The organism is Bacterioplanes sp. CLAM21, assembly GCF_059641015.1.
Map to the genome: position 1 here is coordinate 606,991 of NZ_CM184929.1, position 15,845 is coordinate 622,835.

The following is a 15,845-nucleotide window of genomic DNA, read 5'->3' on the forward strand; positions in this document are numbered from 1 at the left end:
GCTATCGCCGCCATAGAACATCATCTTAGATGGCCAACAAGTACAATAGGGCACTGACGATAATCCAGCCTGCCATGGCTGTTTTTAGCCTCGCGGCACCTAGCTTGACTGCCAGCAGCGAAGCAATGGTGCCACCGATAACGGCGCCAGGTGCAGCAAACATCAGAACGTCCGTTTGCACTGACTCGGTGACCAGTACATGGTAAGGGATAGCGGCGATGACGGTGATAGCGGATATGATAACGGCAGCGGCAATCGCCATATTGGTTCGAAAGCCCATGAAAATTAGTACAACCGCTAATATCTCGCCAATACCAATGGAAAGCCAGGAAGTAATAATGCCGCCGATAAAACTGGCGATAACAACTAGCAACATTTCCAGCCTTGATAGTACCTGCCAACGTCCGTGAAGTTGATCGCCCTGACTGCGCAGTAATATGGCTGTTCCTACCATAAGTGAAAACAGCGAAAAGAAGATATGGACAGAAAATCCTGGCTGCGGCAATAGCCATTGCGCAAGCCAGAGTCCAAAAATATTAACGGGCGTTGAAATGAGCAAAATGGTCAGTAGTGGTCGCCACTGTGGCTGATAAGCAGGCGTTTCTTTGTTGCGAATGCGTAGCCAGCCTAGGCTGCCAGCCGTCATCCCAAAACATTGAATCGCTAAACTGGTCGCCAATGCTTCTGTGGTGGATAGGCCCAAGGTGACAAAGGCCGGAAAAAAAACAATACCGCCACCAGCGCCGGTGGCATTGGCAATAATGGCCGCGGTGAGTCCAATAAAAAAGAAGTGGCCATGGCTCTTCACCAACTCAGGCAACTGCTGATGACTGTTGACTTCCCAACCAATAGCAAAGGTATATACCAACAGAATAGTGGTTATAAAATAAACCAGACGATAATCCAGCAGTCGAAGCATGGTTAAAAGCTCCAGTACAGCGTTAGCCTGCCAGCAAACCGACTGGGTAGGCGGCCATATTCACTGTTGGAGTCACCCTCAAAGTATTCCAATTGCAGCCGGCTGTTAATGGCATCGGTCCAACGTTGACCAAGCTGCCATTGATGATATTGACTATTGTCGTCCAGGTTCCATTGCACGCTTTGCTGCCACTGCCAAAAACCCGGACTTCGGCTATTGCCGAACATCAAATACAGTGCATTTCTGGCTAGTTGACCATTACTTATCGCTTGGCTGGCGTTGGCAAAAAATTGAAAGCTGCTGGCAGCTTGTGGACTATTTAGCTGTTGCTGATAATGCTCAGACCAGCTATCCAACTGACGTCGCTCGTCATCAGAATAGCCATGCTGATTGAATAAATATTCGCTTCTTAGGTCCCAGTTGCCCCAGCTATGCTGAGCAGCGAGTAATATTTTCCAGTAGCCATCACGCTCACTAATGGCTTGCGGCACTTGATTTCCATCGAGTGAAGAGAGTGTTAGAAGATCACGCTGGCGTTCAAAGGCCGTTTCAAATCGAAAGGTGGTGGCATCATTAAGTAAGCGACTGATACTGACACCCCACTGACTTCCTAGGGTAGGAATATGATGCCAAATAAGAGCAACATCGGTATCACCCTCATACGCTAAACGCATGGCAGATTGGTGCTCTGCGGTAAACTCATCACTGTTTAATTCCGCGATCAGTGCAGAAGCACTCCAGGCATCATGGCGCCAGCGCAGGTTAATCATATCGTGACCTTGCTGCTGACGCAGTTGGTCTTGATCAAAACTCGGTCGGCTGCGATTAGGTTTTAACAGATCTGTAACAGGCCAATTAAAGCCCTGACTCCATTGTGGTTTGATACGGCCAATACGCAGCTGTTCAGTGCGAAAGCGGCTGTGCCACGACAGCTCACCTTCTAATAGCAAGGCACTAAGATCAAGCTTTTGCTGGTAGGCGTGCTGGTCCGATTGCAGACCGCTCTGTTCGGCCATCCAGGCGAGTCGCGCGGATGATGACAAGTTGGGGGTTATTCGCCACTGAAGGTCGTTATCCAAAGCCAGCTGGCGGTATTTATCCTCGCGCGCGAATATGCCTGGGTTGAGTTGCGTGTCAGGCCGGGTATCCCTTTGCTCATGGCTTACAATAAGACGTTGGCGGATATCCCAGTTATTCGCTAACACAGTTGAACAAAGCAACAAAGCTGGCACAACAAACGCCAGCTTGATATTAAAAGTCGAGATATTTAAGGGCATCTTTATTAAACAGCGCAGTGTCCAGTTCTTCCGTTTGGTATTGGTCAAAGGTCATTAGCGTATAGTGTTCCGGACGAATAGCATCAGTCAGTTTAATGCTAGCCAGCTTTGGCTCTCCATTCACCTCAGTGGTAGAAAGGTATTCGGCTGTTTTTAAGTGTTTACCGGAGCGTGAATAGAATTTGGCCTGCAATGGTTTGTGGTCTGGCTGTTGTGATAGCCACAGCTCGATACGGCCATAGGTTAAACCTTCTTTGCCCGCACTGAGGGTAAGCTTCCAGCTAGGTTGTATTGAGTTGTCTTGCTCGAGCGATTCGACATCATACTGACCGCTTAAGGTGGTACCCATGACATCACCATTGCTAGCCTGGCCAATTAACCGCTGTGCTGGGGTGATACGTATAACTTTGCGAGTGCCGGGTATATAGAGCCACATGTTTTTGCCATCTTTTAACATGGCCCGGCCACGCTCGCGTTCAGGGCTTAAAAAACTGACCAGAGAGCGCTGTCCTAACACTCTGACTTTCAATTGATTAGAACGTTCGCTGTCTTGTTGGTGGCTGCTATTTTCGATAACAAAGCTAAAGCCTTGATCGCCGTAACCACGGTATTGATCAAAGCGCTGTAACAATGCTTCGGCGTCTGGCGCTTGTGCAAAGGTCGATAGACTGTAAAAGACAGCAAAGAAATACAACAGGTTTCGATTAAAAAATCGCATATAAAATTCCAAAAACTATGAGAACCGTAAGGCGTTGGCGACCGATAAACGTGCCGCTTTATAGGCGGGATAAATACTTGATAAAACGGCAATGAGTAGCCCCAGGGCAAAGGTTTGCCACAATATATGCGGAATGATTAATACTCGGATTGGATAATCCTGAGTGCTGCCTGGAGGCGTGGGCATCATCCAGTTGGCCCAGGTAATCATTTCTGCACTGGCAGCACCTAAGCCAACACCACCGCAGGCGCCGACAACCCCTAGCACTGCCGCTTCTAATAATATGAGTTGCACAACTTGTGCCGGGGCTGCACCCATTGCACGTATGGTGCCGAGTTCTCGGGTGCGCTCCATAACGGCCATCATCATAGTGTTAGAAATACTGAGTGCCACGATAATGATAACGATGATGCGCACGAAGCCAAAAACACCATCAAACAACGCGACTACTTGGTGATAATAGTCTGCCAGCTGGTCCCAGGTTCTGGTTTCCAACTGCAGTTGTTGCTGCTTAAACGCTTGCTGTAAACGATCATTGACGGCCTGGGTCGTGTTGGTTTCATCCAATAACACCACCAAACGTGTCACTGAATCTGTGTACAGCAGCTCTTGTGCATGGCTGAGGTTGAGACGCACCAGTCGATCATCCAACGCTTTGGTGCCCGTGTTAATTACCCCACTAATACGTACATCAACCGCATTAATTGCGCCATCTGTGGTACTGGCCATCAGCGTTAAATAATCACCGACGTTAACGTCGAGGGATTCAAATAACCCCTGACCGATCAGTGCGCCATCGGTGTCCATAGGAAATAGATCCTCACCAGCGACAATTTTTATCGCTGACGACAGCAGAGCCTCACTATCGGCGTCAACGCCTACGCCTAAAATCGCTAGCGATTGTTTGCCATCGCTAATCAGGCCGTTAAAGTTAAGTCGTGGAGCCATAACTAGTGGCTGTGCCTGCTGTTCTACCAGTGCTTGAATCTTTTCAATGCTGCTGGCATCGAGCAGGTAGCGATCAGGCTCTGCTTTGGCAAACTGGTTATAGCCTTGGGCATAAATCTGAATGTGGCCAAGTTGCGAGCGGATCATGCTTTCACGCATGCCTTCATACATGCTTTGCACAAAGCCACCAAACACCACCAAACTGACGCAGCCAAAGGTGATGGCTGCCAAGGTTATCAGGCTGCGGCGATAATTCCGTAACACATTGAGTGCAGCTATTTTTAGCCCAAGTCCATTCATAGTGCTGCCAAAGCCTGCTGTGCTTTTACTCCCCACTGGCTATCGATCTGGCTGGCTTGTTGCCATAGATCGCGAGCAGCATTGGGTTGACCATCCCGCAGCAATGCCTGAGCAAGGTAATAGTCGATAAAGGCGGAAAAATCACTACCGTAGGTTTCACCTATTTGCTCTTTAACCAGGGTTAAGTCTTGCACGGCAAAATGAGCACGTTTAACAAAGGCTGGCATATTGGCACAGGCCAGTCCACGTTGTAGCCTGGCGCCTAGGTGAGTGGGCGCTTGCTTCACTGCACGATCCATATAGCGCGTGCCTTTGCGCATCAGCACGTTTAGCTTGGCTAAGTTGTCGGTAAATAGGCTGGACTGATAGCTATATAAGGAGCCCAGTGCAGCCATGAGTTCGGCATCGTCCGGTGCGTCTGTTAACGCCTGCTGCAATTTTTTCTGCAGGCGTTCGATGCGATCATTGTCGTCGCTTTGTTGGCTGGTGATGGTAGCCAGTTCAGCTAACCAAGCGGTGCGTTGAATAAGAGCATCGTCACTGTGTTGTGCTTGGCTGATTTGCTGTTGACGCTCTGCGATAGAAAGCGCGATTTGCGTCGGCGCAAGATATTCATCGGCATAAGAGTGAGTACTCACTACTAGCATCGTTATCAGTGATGCAAAAAACAGTGCTTTCATACGGACAGTGTCACCTTGTTTGTATGATGAGTGGGTGCTAACTGACAGTCTTCTATTAAGATGCCATCTTTTAACGTAATGACTCTTGATGCTTGGGTCATTACGTATTCATCGTGAGTGGCAATCACAAAGGTGATGTTTTGCTGTCGATTCAGTTCGCGCATTAAGGTCAAAATGGTCGCAGCGGTGGATGAGTCCAAGTTGGCCGTGGGTTCGTCTGCCAAAATCAGTGCCGGTTGGGTCACCAAAGCTCGGGCAATGGCCACACGCTGCATTTGCCCTCCTGATAAATGCACAGGGCGCTGATGAATTTGCTCTGCTAGTTGTACTTGCTCGAGAGCATGCTGCGCTTTCGCTTGGGCATCGCGTTTAGCGATCCCTTTAAGCGTTAACGGATACATAACGTTTTCCAGTGCAGTGAGCACGGGAATGAGGTTGAAGGATTGAAAAACAATGCCGATATTATCCAGCCGCAACCTGGCGCGTTGTTTTTCATTCAGACCGGCTAGGCGATGCCCTTGAATAATGACGTCGCCCTGGCTGGCATCGTCGAGAGCGCTGACTAGGTTAAGCAGGGTGCTTTTCCCGCTGCCGCTATTGCCTTTCAGTACTATAAACTCGCCACGATCAATACTCAGGTCGACGCCATTTAAAGCGCAAACCTGAGTATCGCCGAGGGGGTAGTGCTTACTGACTCGTTTGAGTTCAACCAGCATTATTCACTCTCTGCAGCCAGAGTGGCGGTAGGCAGCGTTTCGCAAACGTTGGCCAGCGTATTAGGGCATGGTCCAATCTGCTGAGCTTGGGCTAGGTAGCGAGCAGACTGCTCACTGTTTTGCGGCTGATAAGCATGAGCCAGGGCCAAATACACTAGCTGCTTAATCGCATCTGGTGTAGACGGATCTGTTGAAAATTGCTGCTTAAACCAAGCTTCATCCTCAAAGACTTTCTCTGAGTAACCACTGATTTCACCGACAAAGGCAAATGTCATCAAACGAATCAGGCGTATCTGAATATCGTCTGGATGATTCTCTGTTGCATCATTAACCGCGCTCATAGCAGAACGTAAACGTACTAACTTGTATATCCCCATGCCAGGGTCAAACATGGCACCCGCCAGTTTACCGTCATTGGAATAGTATGCTGCCTGTGCCAGGCCATTCTCCGGAGCCAGTTCCAGTGCTTCACTCAAAACATTATCGGCTTTGTCTAGCTGATTGTGGTGGCTATACAGCTGACCCAGCTCCAGCAGCACATCTATGTCATTCGGTGTTTCTTGTAGAGCCTGCTGTAAATAGGTTAGTTGCTGTTGCTGGGGTTCGGTGTAGGGCACCTTAGGAAAATCAATCGGTGCTGCACCACTGAACCAGGCAATAACGTTACCAATGATTAATGAAGAGATTATCGCAGTTAACATTTTTTTAGCCACCTGACACCTCGATGTTAAAATTCGACTGAATTCTCAATCAACTGATTGTCCATTTCACGCAGCGTTGTATGCTCGTCAAATACCAGATTTTCTGGGTTCATAACTCCTGGATATATCTGTTCACAAATTAAAATAACCTCAACAATGTTCAGTGAGTCAACGCCCAGTTCAGCAATCGGAGTGTCGGCATCAACATCGTCTTTGTTTAACATTTGAGCTACTTGTGAACATAACTCTTGCAATTTTTCTGCAACTACTTCAGTCATTTTTTTCTCCTTGGGAGATGGTTGGTTTAAAACGCAGTAGGTGATCCAGAGTCAGCATCATAATGGGTAAGCTGGATCGAGATATTTGGGGTGATTTTAGTAATGGTTTAATGAGTGCTTTGCTCATCAAGGGGGGCATAAAAAAGCCCAGTTGCTTGAGTGCATCACAGCCATAGAAATAAAGCCGTTGAAAACTCTCAATGACGTTGCTAAGCGGTTTGGCATCTCGATGGAATTGATAGATAGCTACTGGATCGATCGTTGCCTCGATACTGAGTACCTTTCCTTGCATCTGCGCCAGACTCTTCATTTGATGCTGCAAGTGTGGCCAGCCATGCTTCTGCCAGGCTAGCTGATCTAACGTTGTTTTATCAGCACCCGGCATATCCTTTGCCAACAGTTGATAGGCTTGCTTGATTTTCTGCCTTAGTATTTTCCGCTTACCTTTAAACATCGAAAACCAATCGCCAATGCAGGTATCTATGCCCAGCTGTGAAGCTTGCTCTGCATTTATCGTCAATTGGCAATGGTTGGCGTCACTGGCCTCAAGTGATAAAGCCAGTTGCGGTAGCAGTGGCGTGGAAACCGGAGCAAGAATCTGCCGTGCGCACTGCGGCAGTTGGTTAAAAACGCTACGCTCTACCTCGGTTGATGGTTGCTCGAGATTACTAACGCTGCCATCAAATAAACCTCGAGCAGGATTAGCTAGCAGCGTCAGTTCAGTTTCAGCCTGCAATGTTAACCGATTGTCACACTGCACTTGTGTAGCTGAATACTCATACCAGAGGCCTGGGTATAGACGATCTACATTTTTAATGATGGTTTGAGGTTGTAAGCCGAAACCAAAGAATGCCACTTCGTCTAAGTATTCCAGGTTGAGCTCATCATGCTGTTGCCATCTTGGCGTGCGGGTAGAGAGCTTGAGCAGACTGCTACTAGGTTGTGCAAACCAGGCTAATGGGTGTTTGTCACTTTGCCATAACCACACGCTATGTTCGCCTATGATAATCACCAGATCTTGTGAATAACGCTGCTCAACTTCTGCCTTCACGTCGAGCAAATCGCGATCTGACAATATGACGGTAATTGGCTGGTAAGCTTCCATTACGCCGCCTCCTGCTGGATAGCCCACTGGCTTAACCAGGCAGCCAACACATGCCCGGCTGGCATAATGACTGACATATGCTGGCTGCGGGCAATTACTTGACTGTCACAATCTAGATCGGGATGCAGGTACCAAGCGCGCAAGTGATGCACTAGCTCAGGTTCAATAATTTCGTCGAACTCTCCGACTAATAAACGGCAAGGAACGGTAATTTTACTGAACAACTGTGGATAGCGATTATGGCTATAGGCGCTGATCAGAGCATAGGTATAGTCATAGACGCGGCGATCATTAGGGATCTGACTCGGCCCCATGGGTGGAAAACGCATAACCACCTGATGGCGTAGCAATGGTATCCAAGCGGCGAGCCAATAGCGTACGAAATGAATTTTTGGCAAATAGCGCGCGGCTTCTTCTGACAGCGGTCGGTATTGACGTTTTTTACGCCAGTAGCGCGCCAGATACTGCATGCCTGCACCAGGGTAGTCATAGCGACAGGTTTCATCTGTTTTGGATAGCGGTGGTGCAATAGCAAAAAAGCCATCAATATCATCACAGCCATAACTGCCCACATAGCCAAGAGCGACCAGCGATCCTGCGCTGTGGCCACCAATAATTAGCTTGTCTGCACCGGCTTGCCTTAAATGTGCCAACAAGTCGGCAAGGTCGTCCTGCAATTGTTGCTGATAGTCCAAATCGCCAGGCTTGCCCTCGCTTTCACCATGGCCGCGCCAATCCGGCAAACACACCGAAATGCCTTTACTCTGGCACACCCGAGCTAAGGTGACGTATCTCAGGTTATTCATGGTGGCGCCATGCAGGCATACCAAAACAGTACCGATACCCTGTTGCTCACTTTGCCCATGAGGAAACCAGCGATAAGCCAACTTCACCTTGTCTCTGGCTTGAAAGTGCACGGTTTTCACAGAGCTACCTCAGCTTCGCTGGTGCTAGCGTGTTCAATTGCTTGGCCTGTTGCAGCATCAAATACGCGTCGTTGATCGATAACGCTGTCCATGATGCTATCGGGTTGCTCACGGGCAAAGCTGAGAAAAACCGGTACCATACTGGGCATAGCAATAAATTCATCGGTTTGCTGCCATTGTTGATTAGCAACGGTTTGAGCTTTTTTACGCATCATGTCGTCCAAATCCTGAGCATTGGTGATCAGAACTTGATCGCTATGAAAGGACTCGCGTGTGACTTCTACCTGAATACTGGTCTCTAATTGCTCAGAAACCCATTCACTAAGTTTCTGGCTGAGTTTAGGCAATAGCTCAGTGAGGTCGGTTTCATCAAATAACGGAGCATTGAGAATATCGACGAAGGTAAAACACTGCTGTACCACACGTCGGTGAGCCAAATTTGGCACATTTAATTTGGCTTGGCTGATGCGCAAAAACACTTCAGTGAATAACTTTAGGCGAACGTCGATACGCCAACCGTCGCGTCCACTTTGACCCATTTGGTATACAAAATATTTGTAGTGGTCGGCACCCGATTCAAAAAAGCCTTCCATATTGCGATCAAAGTAACGGCCTTGCTCTAACATAGTATGACGAGCACTCAGCACCTGACGCTGCAGCATCAATTCTAATGCCATATAGCCGCGGCGCAGGTAGCTTTTTCGCTGCCAATAAGCCAAGTCACGATAATTGCCAGCCATATAATCCCAGGCAATTTCGACAAAATAGGCGGCGGTATTATAGGCGGCCAAGGCATTACCTAGCTCTGCACTATCTAGTACCGGATAGGCATTAGCAATGTGGGCATACAGGCCTTGATAAAACTCGTATGCCATTTGGTTGTATTGCGGCACTTGTTCGGCCAGGCGCTGATCAGCGATGATGGTGTCGGCTTCGTTAAAATCCTGAACAATTTGTTGACTGATGGCGTCGTTCAATAAGGCAATAACATCACCACCACCACTAAATAGCGGATCAAGGAACATTGCCGCGAAGCCCGATGTCGCCCAGCGATCGGTGAACAAAAACTCATCGGCACGATAGGCCAGTTGTCCCCAAGCTTCGAAATCCACCAGCTCTGCCTCTTCCAACAGGCTATGCATTGCTTGATGCTGATGCAAAAACTCGAGGAACTGCTCGGACTTTCGTGGCCAGTCTGTGAACTTATCTTTTTCACCGACGATTCCTACACTGGTATAACCGCCACTGAGCGGAATAAACCACACCCAGTAGCCGTCGCCGGTAAAGTGCAGGGTTGATAAGAACCGACCAAATGCTTGCTGACGCCATTCGTCTGTGCCAAGGGAGTCAATATCCTGAACATTTTTAAAACGTCCCCAGGCAGCAAAGTTATGCGGCACGTTGTCTTGGCTATGGAGTTTCTTCTGTTTACGGGCTACACGATGACGCCCAGAGCAGTCGACAACCCAGCGCGCAGTCGATACATGCTGCTGTTGCTCTTTTTGGTACGCCACCGCATGTGGTTGTCCGTCTTGCCCTAGGGTCCACTCTTGCACTTTGGCACCTTGCAGAACATCAATGCCTTGCTCGCGATTCATATTGACCAGATCGCATTCCAATCGTGCACGATCAAGCTGAAAGGCTGGGTGAGGAGGAATGGCAGTAGTGCCATGCTCGCTCATTTTCTCAAGTGGCAGGTCATGTTCGGGTGAATCATAAAAGAATCGCAGACCATTTTTAGGTAAGTGCTGACGATATAAATAATTCACCAGGCCCAGGCGCTTCATAAAATAGTGGCCTGTCATTTCAACCGTGGCTTCGCCAACCTTGCTACTAAAAGTTTCTTTCGCTTCCAGTACTTGAATGGCCAGCTTCGGCTGCTCACGCTTTAATTGCCGCGCCAATGTTAAACCGGCCCAGCCACCGCCAATAATAACTACATCGAACTCTGGTTTAGCCATCATGATGCCACACCCTCTAGCAAGTCCTGCCATTGCGCGCTGGCAATATTGAGACAGGCGCTGTCGTCTTTAATCACTTGTAGCGTCGCTGCGCTACGTGGCAGTTCGTTTAAGATGAAGTAGCGAGCGCTGTCGATTTTTCCCTGATAAAAGCCTTCGCTATGACGGCGTTGCGGCTGGCTTAACGCTGAGCTTGCCACTGTGGCTGCATCTAGCAATAGCCAAGCCAAAGTAACGTCACCCATTAAATGCAATATGCGTGTGCTAAAGGTTGGAATGCGTTCCAATTGTTTGGCTTTGACCCAAGCGCCGACTTGTTGCAAGGCTTCATCCAGATGTTGGTAGGATGTCTTGAGCTGTGCAAATAGCGATTCAAACTGTGGGAAGTCGCTGGCTTTTGCTAGCAGGGAGTCAAGCTGCTGCTGATAGATTCGATACAACTTGCTTTGGTTGCCCATGCCCAGTTTGTCGCGAATCAGATCCTGGCTTTGAATATAATTGGTGCCTTCCCAAATCGATAGCACTTTAATATCACGCGCATATTGCTCGATGCCCATATGCTTCAGATAGCCCTGACCACCACAGGTTTGAATCGCCAGCTCACAAATGCGCCAAGCTTGATCAGATATATAAGCTTTGACCACAGGCGTTAACAGGTTTACCAGCCCTTGCTGCTGAGCGACTTGGTGCTCTTTTTCTGGATCGTCTTTATAGATTGCCAATAGGCTTTCTGACAGCGTCAAACGCGCGACCAGAGCACGACAACCTTCCGTTTTAGCCTTCATCTCCAGCAACATGCGTTGCACGTCAGCATGATCAATAATGTTGACGCGCTCGGCACGCGGGTTGAAACTTTCTTGAAAACGCTTTCCTTGCAGACGGCGATTGGCGTAGTCCAATGCATTCAAATAAGCAGACGATGCCATTCCCAGCGCATAAACACCGGTACTAATACGCGCTTGGTTCATCAAGGTGAGAAATTGTAACAGGCCGACATTCTCGCGATCGCCCATCAGATAGGCGCGACAGGGGCCGTTTTTACCAAAAGTTAAATGGGTATTGGCACAGCCTTTAAAGCCCATTTTTTCGGCCAGTTCGACACACTCGACGTTATTAAACTTGCCAACACTTCCGTCTTCTTCCACCCAATACTTGGGCACAATAAAACAACTTAATCCAAAGGTACCATCGCCACTCTTCTCGCCCCGGCCTAATACAAAATAAATTGTATTGTCGGTCAGATCGTGCATGCCAGCACTGATCAGATACTTTTCGCCCTGCAATAAATAGCTGCCATCCTCTTGGCGCTCTGCACGGGTTTTAACCAATGATACATCCGAGCCTGCTTGCGGTTCAGTTAATGCTAGGCATGAGGTCCACTGCGATGTGGCGAGCGGTTGTTGGAACAACTTCTTTTGTAAGTCGGAGCCATAGCGCTCCAGCAATGTCGCCGATGGCAAGCAGAAGCCACCGTAGGTCATAAAGCTTGGATGAGCCCCCATAAACATTTCCAACAGCATTTGCATTAGCATAGGTGGCAACTGGCTGCTGTTTTCACCTTCACCATTGGCCAAGTCACCCCAGTCGCGCTGAAATTGCTGCCACAGTTGAGGGTACTCCTCGGGTAATACAACTTTGCCATCAACTAACTGACAGCCTTGCTCATCAGAAGCCTGGTAAGAGGGGCCTAAGTGCTCATACGCAAATTTCCGGCCGCGCTCGAGAATGGTGCGAACATTGACTTGGTTACAGTCTTGATAGCGACTATCTGCGATCAGTTCTTGTATTTGAGGAAACTGTTCCCAAAACAAAAATTCGAATTCACGCAGATCCGTTTTATAAAAATTACGCTTCTCCATACTGAACTCCATAATGTTCGGATAAACTGCTCCATTGGCTATCACTTTGCCAATAAAACACTTGATTGTGGTGGCCGCGAAAGTGCTTTTGCGGGTAAGTCATGGCACTGCGTACCATGGGGTAAAAGGCTGCCGAGCTATGTTGCTTAACCTGTAATGCCGATTGAAATTGTCGTAACGATGTTTCCATCGTCAGTACTTCTCTATGCACTGGCCGAACAACAAACTCATCAGCACTGGCATCGGGCTGGCCTAAACGTAAGCAGCCGATTCGACCTCCACCACCGAGCGTCAGCAGCCAGACTTCATTACGCTGCTGCTGCAATAAATAGCGATGCATTTCACGTACAGGTTTAATACTAAGAAAGTGATGGCCGCAGAGCTCAAGGCTCGCCAGCCATGACTTAGAATGGTCGCCAAAACCACGGAACAGTTGTTTACCCCAGCGCGAATGAATATCAAACGACACCACAGCGGCATTGGGTGAACTGTTGAGCCGCTTGCGGACCATGTGAATAAGTCGCGGCATACCCACTAGGCTTGCCGGTTGTGACAGCAGGTCACAGTCCAAAATATGTGCTTGATCATTGGCTGTGGGCGTTTTACTCAACCAGCTTAGGGCAACACCTGTAACTGCATCCAGGCCATCCTGTTCAGGCTGGATGCCAATACCTAAACAATCCAGACAATCCTGTTGACGGTCCTTATTCAGTTCCAGCTGCAAAACCAACACGTCCTGCAAAGAGCTCTGGCTGAACTCTAGAATAGCGGCGTGCCAGCTGGTGCAGGCGCTGCCCAAAAACTCTAACTGAAAACCTTGCTGTGCTTTTTGCGCCAGCCATTGCTGCAGTATTGGATCTAGCAGTACATTAACTTCGGCAGCGGATGTTAAGTACCAACAATTGGGCAGTTCAGCTTTTTGTTGCCACTCAGACAGTTTTTTATCGAGCGCCTGCAAATGCGCCAGCGTATCCGCTTCGCTATTGTGATCATGTAGCAGTACATCGGGCGCAACGGGATCGAACCAAGAATCACGTACACAGAGTTTCATTGACTGGCCTGCTCTAGTCGAAAGGCATGTTGCAGAAAATATTCTGTCGCCTGTTGCATACAAGTGCGGGCTGCTGATTCATCCTGGTGATGCAAACGTAACCGGGTGGTATTGTCACCAGCCTCTAATGGGTAACGTGGTAAGTGGTCGTCGATAACAAGAAGTGCACCATGGTTAGGCTGCCAGCGGGATTCCTCATCCGCGACGTCCTGCACCATTAATACCCGCTCATCCAGAAACGAACGTGGCATGCGTCCGCCAGCGGGCATTTGCATGCGTAATAAAATCTGTAATTCCGGTGTGGCTTGCCACAGCAGCTGCAGTAAACCATCCAATAACCGGTAATGCTCTTCATGATTTAATAGAATGGCGACATCGCCGCTGGGCAATGCCCCCATACTGGCAAAGTCACGCTCAGTGACCAGCGGCATCACCATCGCTTGTGACATACACGGCGTATTAGGATAAGGATTGGCAACTAACGTGAGCCTGGTTTCTATCAACATGCTTTCGCCTCCAGGTTCCATTGCCAAACTGGATTAACCCAACACTGACTCTCTTCGGTCATGTGTACCTCGGTCCAGCAGTAATAACCATTTAATGCAATAGATGCTGGTAAATACACGGCTGCCTTTGGTTTCTCTGCGCACTGGTGTTCAATTAAATTCAACCAAGGGTCGGAGCCAAATACGTGGCCCCAGCGCTCATGTCGGTCTATCAGTTTGGGTTGATCGGCCAATAACTTATCAAATATCTGACGAATATTTTCTGGAAAGAACGGCAGAGATAAAGTCAGCTCAGGACGGTTCTGACTATGACGACGAATAAGGGTGGCGAACTCAGGCGTCGAGTTCCAGGTTTGTGCGCAGCTGGTGGCGAGCTGCTGGCGAGCTTGCTCAACATCGCTGCAATGCAATAACACGCTGGTTAAACCAAAGCCGCTATGCCCCCAGTTTTCATTTTCACGCCAGAAGCTCAGCCCTAATAGGTTTGCATCCAAAATACTAAACAGTACATAACCATGCTGATGGCCATCTTGGGCAAGCTTTTGCAGTGCATAGCGCAGACTGTACCCCCAAGAGGCACACTCGTAGGTGTTAAGATAACTGGTCGGAGCATAGTCCTCACCATGACTCAGATCCGCTAACGTCAGTGCACCTGACGTAAAAGGCAACTCCAGCATGGTTGAGCATAAAAAATGTCGTTGCGGTTTAGGCGAGTCTTGCCACTCGACTGCCTGCATAATTTGCTGGCTTTGATGGCTAATTAAGCTCGCTATCGATGCCGCTTGCTGCTTAAGTGGCTGAGCGGCATCGTCTGCCATAGTCTCAATTGGTGTAAAAGCCGCTGAAATAACAGTAAAACTCATAGCCGCTGACCTTTCAGCTTGCTATAGATCTCGAAAAAGCAACGATAGGAGCTGCCTTCCATCTTAGTGAAACTGAGCAGGTCCCTTTGTATGGCGATATCGCTGACTTTTCCTTGGGTTACCAAGTCGAGTAGTAATTCGTTGCTGGCAAACTTAGTAGCCAGTACTCGGTTTACGCTATGAATAGAAAAGTGCTTATCTTCTAGCTGTAGCTGGCACAATCCAATCAAGTATTCGATATGGTGTTGATCCTGACTGTCGAGTTGCAACTGTTGCTGACCATGCAGATATAACAAGTGGTGCATTAATGCCTTCACAAAGCGCGGACGCACCAGAGTCAGAAAACGATTGACGCTGCCCAGGCCGCCACCGGTGAGTAACATCTCTTGCTGAATAGCCACATCACCACTGCAATTGCCCAATTGCAGGCTGCCTGATAAATAGCTGTCGCCGACGGCGCGTTGATTTAATTGTTGGCACAACTCAGGTGGCAGCATCACTGTCATTGGAAAGGGTTTGCCTGCCTGGGCCGTGACGACCATAGCAAAACCAAGGTTATGCGCTTCAATGCCATGAACCTTGTCGACTTTTAAACGTAACTCACCATCACGCTCATACAGCTGCGTGCGCCAGTTAGCTAATGAAGGCCCACCTTTATCGGTCATTAAAAAGTGGCCAAAAATTCCGCTATCAACCCAGTCCTGAACTTGCTTAAGCTGCTGTGGTGTAGCACTAAGGCTCATCATAATGGAGCCAAACAGGCCGATCATGTTGTGGAAATGAGGGGCTAAACCATCATTTTTTATACGATTGATGGTGTCGTCTAATATCCAGGTCTGTTCAAACTGCTCCAGTGGTTGCTGAACATTGGACGCTCGAGGTGGCACCAGTGGCTGCAGTGGATCCTCAATTAACATTTGTGCTTCAGTTAAGCGTAATGCAGATCGTTCTAGCAACTGACTGAAGCTGTCAGGAAGAGGAGAAACAGCAGTTAACGGCTGGGTGATAAAGCCACCCATGATAGATGCGATACTCAT

At 48.6% G+C, this 15,845-nt stretch carries 16 protein-coding genes; all 16 read right to left on the reverse strand.

What is annotated here, in order from left to right; translation table 11 throughout:
- Positions 1 to 25: 25 nt before the first annotated feature.
- From AC55FS_RS02915 to AC55FS_RS02990, 16 genes are read right to left on the reverse strand one after another with little or no spacing between them, the layout of a single operon-like run.
- Positions 26 to 919, reverse strand: a complete 894-nt coding sequence (locus tag AC55FS_RS02915) for a sulfite exporter TauE/SafE family protein (protein ID WP_496934569.1) — start codon at positions 917 to 919, stop codon at positions 26 to 28.
- A 2-nt stretch (positions 920 to 921) separates the two neighbouring features.
- On the reverse strand, positions 922 to 2,151 hold the full coding sequence (locus AC55FS_RS02920) for a hypothetical protein (RefSeq protein WP_496934570.1): 1,230 nt from the start codon (positions 2,149 to 2,151) through the stop codon (positions 922 to 924).
- Between the two features lie 19 nt (positions 2,152 to 2,170).
- Positions 2,171 to 2,914 (reverse strand): outer membrane lipoprotein-sorting protein, encoded by a 744-nt coding sequence (locus AC55FS_RS02925; RefSeq protein ID WP_496934571.1) that lies wholly within the window; start codon positions 2,912 to 2,914, stop codon positions 2,171 to 2,173.
- 15 nt (positions 2,915 to 2,929) lie between these two features.
- On the reverse strand, positions 2,930 to 4,162 hold the full coding sequence (locus tag AC55FS_RS02930) for an ABC transporter permease (RefSeq protein ID WP_496934572.1): 1,233 nt from the start codon (positions 4,160 to 4,162) through the stop codon (positions 2,930 to 2,932).
- Entirely contained in the window at positions 4,159 to 4,842 is a 684-nt protein-coding gene (locus AC55FS_RS02935) for a hypothetical protein (RefSeq protein WP_496934573.1), read from the reverse strand. The genes AC55FS_RS02930 and AC55FS_RS02935 overlap by 4 nt, the downstream gene beginning before the upstream one ends.
- Complete coding sequence (locus tag AC55FS_RS02940) at positions 4,839 to 5,558, reverse strand: ABC transporter ATP-binding protein (RefSeq protein ID WP_496934574.1); 720 nt, start codon at positions 5,556 to 5,558, stop codon at positions 4,839 to 4,841. Before AC55FS_RS02940 ends, AC55FS_RS02935 begins: the two co-directional genes overlap by 4 nt.
- The gene (locus tag AC55FS_RS02945) at positions 5,558 to 6,259 is read right to left on the reverse strand and encodes a tetratricopeptide repeat protein (RefSeq protein WP_496934575.1); all 702 of its coding nucleotides are present in this window, start codon (positions 6,257 to 6,259) and stop codon (positions 5,558 to 5,560) included. The genes AC55FS_RS02940 and AC55FS_RS02945 overlap by 1 nt, the downstream gene beginning before the upstream one ends.
- Before the next feature lie 26 nt (positions 6,260 to 6,285).
- Positions 6,286 to 6,537: an acyl carrier protein gene (locus AC55FS_RS02950; RefSeq protein ID WP_496934576.1), complete on the reverse strand. Its 252-nt coding sequence runs from the start codon at positions 6,535 to 6,537 to the stop codon at positions 6,286 to 6,288.
- Positions 6,530 to 7,642 (reverse strand): hypothetical protein, encoded by a 1,113-nt coding sequence (locus tag AC55FS_RS02955; RefSeq protein WP_496934577.1) that lies wholly within the window; start codon positions 7,640 to 7,642, stop codon positions 6,530 to 6,532. The genes AC55FS_RS02950 and AC55FS_RS02955 overlap by 8 nt, the downstream gene beginning before the upstream one ends.
- A complete protein-coding gene (locus AC55FS_RS02960; protein WP_496934578.1) occupies positions 7,642 to 8,568 on the reverse strand; it encodes an alpha/beta fold hydrolase in 927 nt (308 codons plus the stop codon). Before AC55FS_RS02960 ends, AC55FS_RS02955 begins: the two co-directional genes overlap by 1 nt.
- Positions 8,565 to 10,532, reverse strand: a complete 1,968-nt coding sequence (locus AC55FS_RS02965; protein ID WP_496934579.1) for an NAD(P)/FAD-dependent oxidoreductase — start codon at positions 10,530 to 10,532, stop codon at positions 8,565 to 8,567. The genes AC55FS_RS02960 and AC55FS_RS02965 overlap by 4 nt, the downstream gene beginning before the upstream one ends.
- Entirely contained in the window at positions 10,529 to 12,388 is a 1,860-nt protein-coding gene (locus tag AC55FS_RS02970; RefSeq protein ID WP_496934580.1) for an acyl-CoA dehydrogenase family protein, read from the reverse strand. The genes AC55FS_RS02965 and AC55FS_RS02970 overlap by 4 nt, the downstream gene beginning before the upstream one ends.
- Positions 12,375 to 13,439, reverse strand: a complete 1,065-nt coding sequence (locus AC55FS_RS02975; protein ID WP_496934581.1) for a hypothetical protein — start codon at positions 13,437 to 13,439, stop codon at positions 12,375 to 12,377. Before AC55FS_RS02975 ends, AC55FS_RS02970 begins: the two co-directional genes overlap by 14 nt.
- A complete protein-coding gene (locus AC55FS_RS02980; RefSeq protein WP_496934582.1) occupies positions 13,436 to 13,945 on the reverse strand; it encodes a hypothetical protein in 510 nt (169 codons plus the stop codon). Before AC55FS_RS02980 ends, AC55FS_RS02975 begins: the two co-directional genes overlap by 4 nt.
- Positions 13,939 to 14,808, reverse strand: coding sequence for a hypothetical protein (locus AC55FS_RS02985; RefSeq protein WP_496934583.1), 870 nt, complete (start codon positions 14,806 to 14,808; stop codon positions 13,939 to 13,941). The genes AC55FS_RS02980 and AC55FS_RS02985 overlap by 7 nt, the downstream gene beginning before the upstream one ends.
- Positions 14,805 to 15,845 carry a hypothetical protein gene (locus AC55FS_RS02990; protein ID WP_496934584.1) on the reverse strand — a complete coding sequence of 347 codons (1,041 nt, stop codon included), beginning with the start codon at positions 15,843 to 15,845 and terminating at the stop codon, positions 14,805 to 14,807. Before AC55FS_RS02990 ends, AC55FS_RS02985 begins: the two co-directional genes overlap by 4 nt.

Bases quoted from the DNA above. Each gene is read 5' to 3' on its own strand.
- AC55FS_RS02915 (WP_496934569.1), bottom strand. From the start codon at position 919: ATGCTTCGACTGCTGGATTATCGTCTGGTTTATTTTATAACCACTATT.
- AC55FS_RS02925 (WP_496934571.1), bottom strand. From the start codon at position 2,914: ATGCGATTTTTTAATCGAAACCTGTTGTATTTCTTTGCTGTCTTTTAC.
- AC55FS_RS02930 (WP_496934572.1), bottom strand. From the start codon at position 4,162: ATGAATGGACTTGGGCTAAAAATAGCTGCACTCAATGTGTTACGGAAT.
- AC55FS_RS02935 (WP_496934573.1), bottom strand. From the start codon at position 4,842: ATGAAAGCACTGTTTTTTGCATCACTGATAACGATGCTAGTAGTGAGT.
- AC55FS_RS02940 (WP_496934574.1), bottom strand. From the start codon at position 5,558: ATGCTGGTTGAACTCAAACGAGTCAGTAAGCACTACCCCCTCGGCGAT.
- AC55FS_RS02945 (WP_496934575.1), bottom strand. From the start codon at position 6,259: ATGTTAACTGCGATAATCTCTTCATTAATCATTGGTAACGTTATTGCC.
- AC55FS_RS02950 (WP_496934576.1), bottom strand. From the start codon at position 6,537: ATGACTGAAGTAGTTGCAGAAAAATTGCAAGAGTTATGTTCACAAGTA.
- AC55FS_RS02955 (WP_496934577.1), bottom strand. From the start codon at position 7,642: ATGGAAGCTTACCAGCCAATTACCGTCATATTGTCAGATCGCGATTTG.
- AC55FS_RS02965 (WP_496934579.1), bottom strand. From the start codon at position 10,532: ATGATGGCTAAACCAGAGTTCGATGTAGTTATTATTGGCGGTGGCTGG.
- AC55FS_RS02970 (WP_496934580.1), bottom strand. From the start codon at position 12,388: ATGGAGAAGCGTAATTTTTATAAAACGGATCTGCGTGAATTCGAATTT.
- AC55FS_RS02975 (WP_496934581.1), bottom strand. From the start codon at position 13,439: ATGAAACTCTGTGTACGTGATTCTTGGTTCGATCCCGTTGCGCCCGAT.
- AC55FS_RS02980 (WP_496934582.1), bottom strand. From the start codon at position 13,945: ATGTTGATAGAAACCAGGCTCACGTTAGTTGCCAATCCTTATCCTAAT.
- AC55FS_RS02985 (WP_496934583.1), bottom strand. From the start codon at position 14,808: ATGAGTTTTACTGTTATTTCAGCGGCTTTTACACCAATTGAGACTATG.
- AC55FS_RS02990 (WP_496934584.1), bottom strand. From the start codon at position 15,845: ATGAGTATCGCATCTATCATGGGTGGCTTTATCACCCAGCCGTTAACT.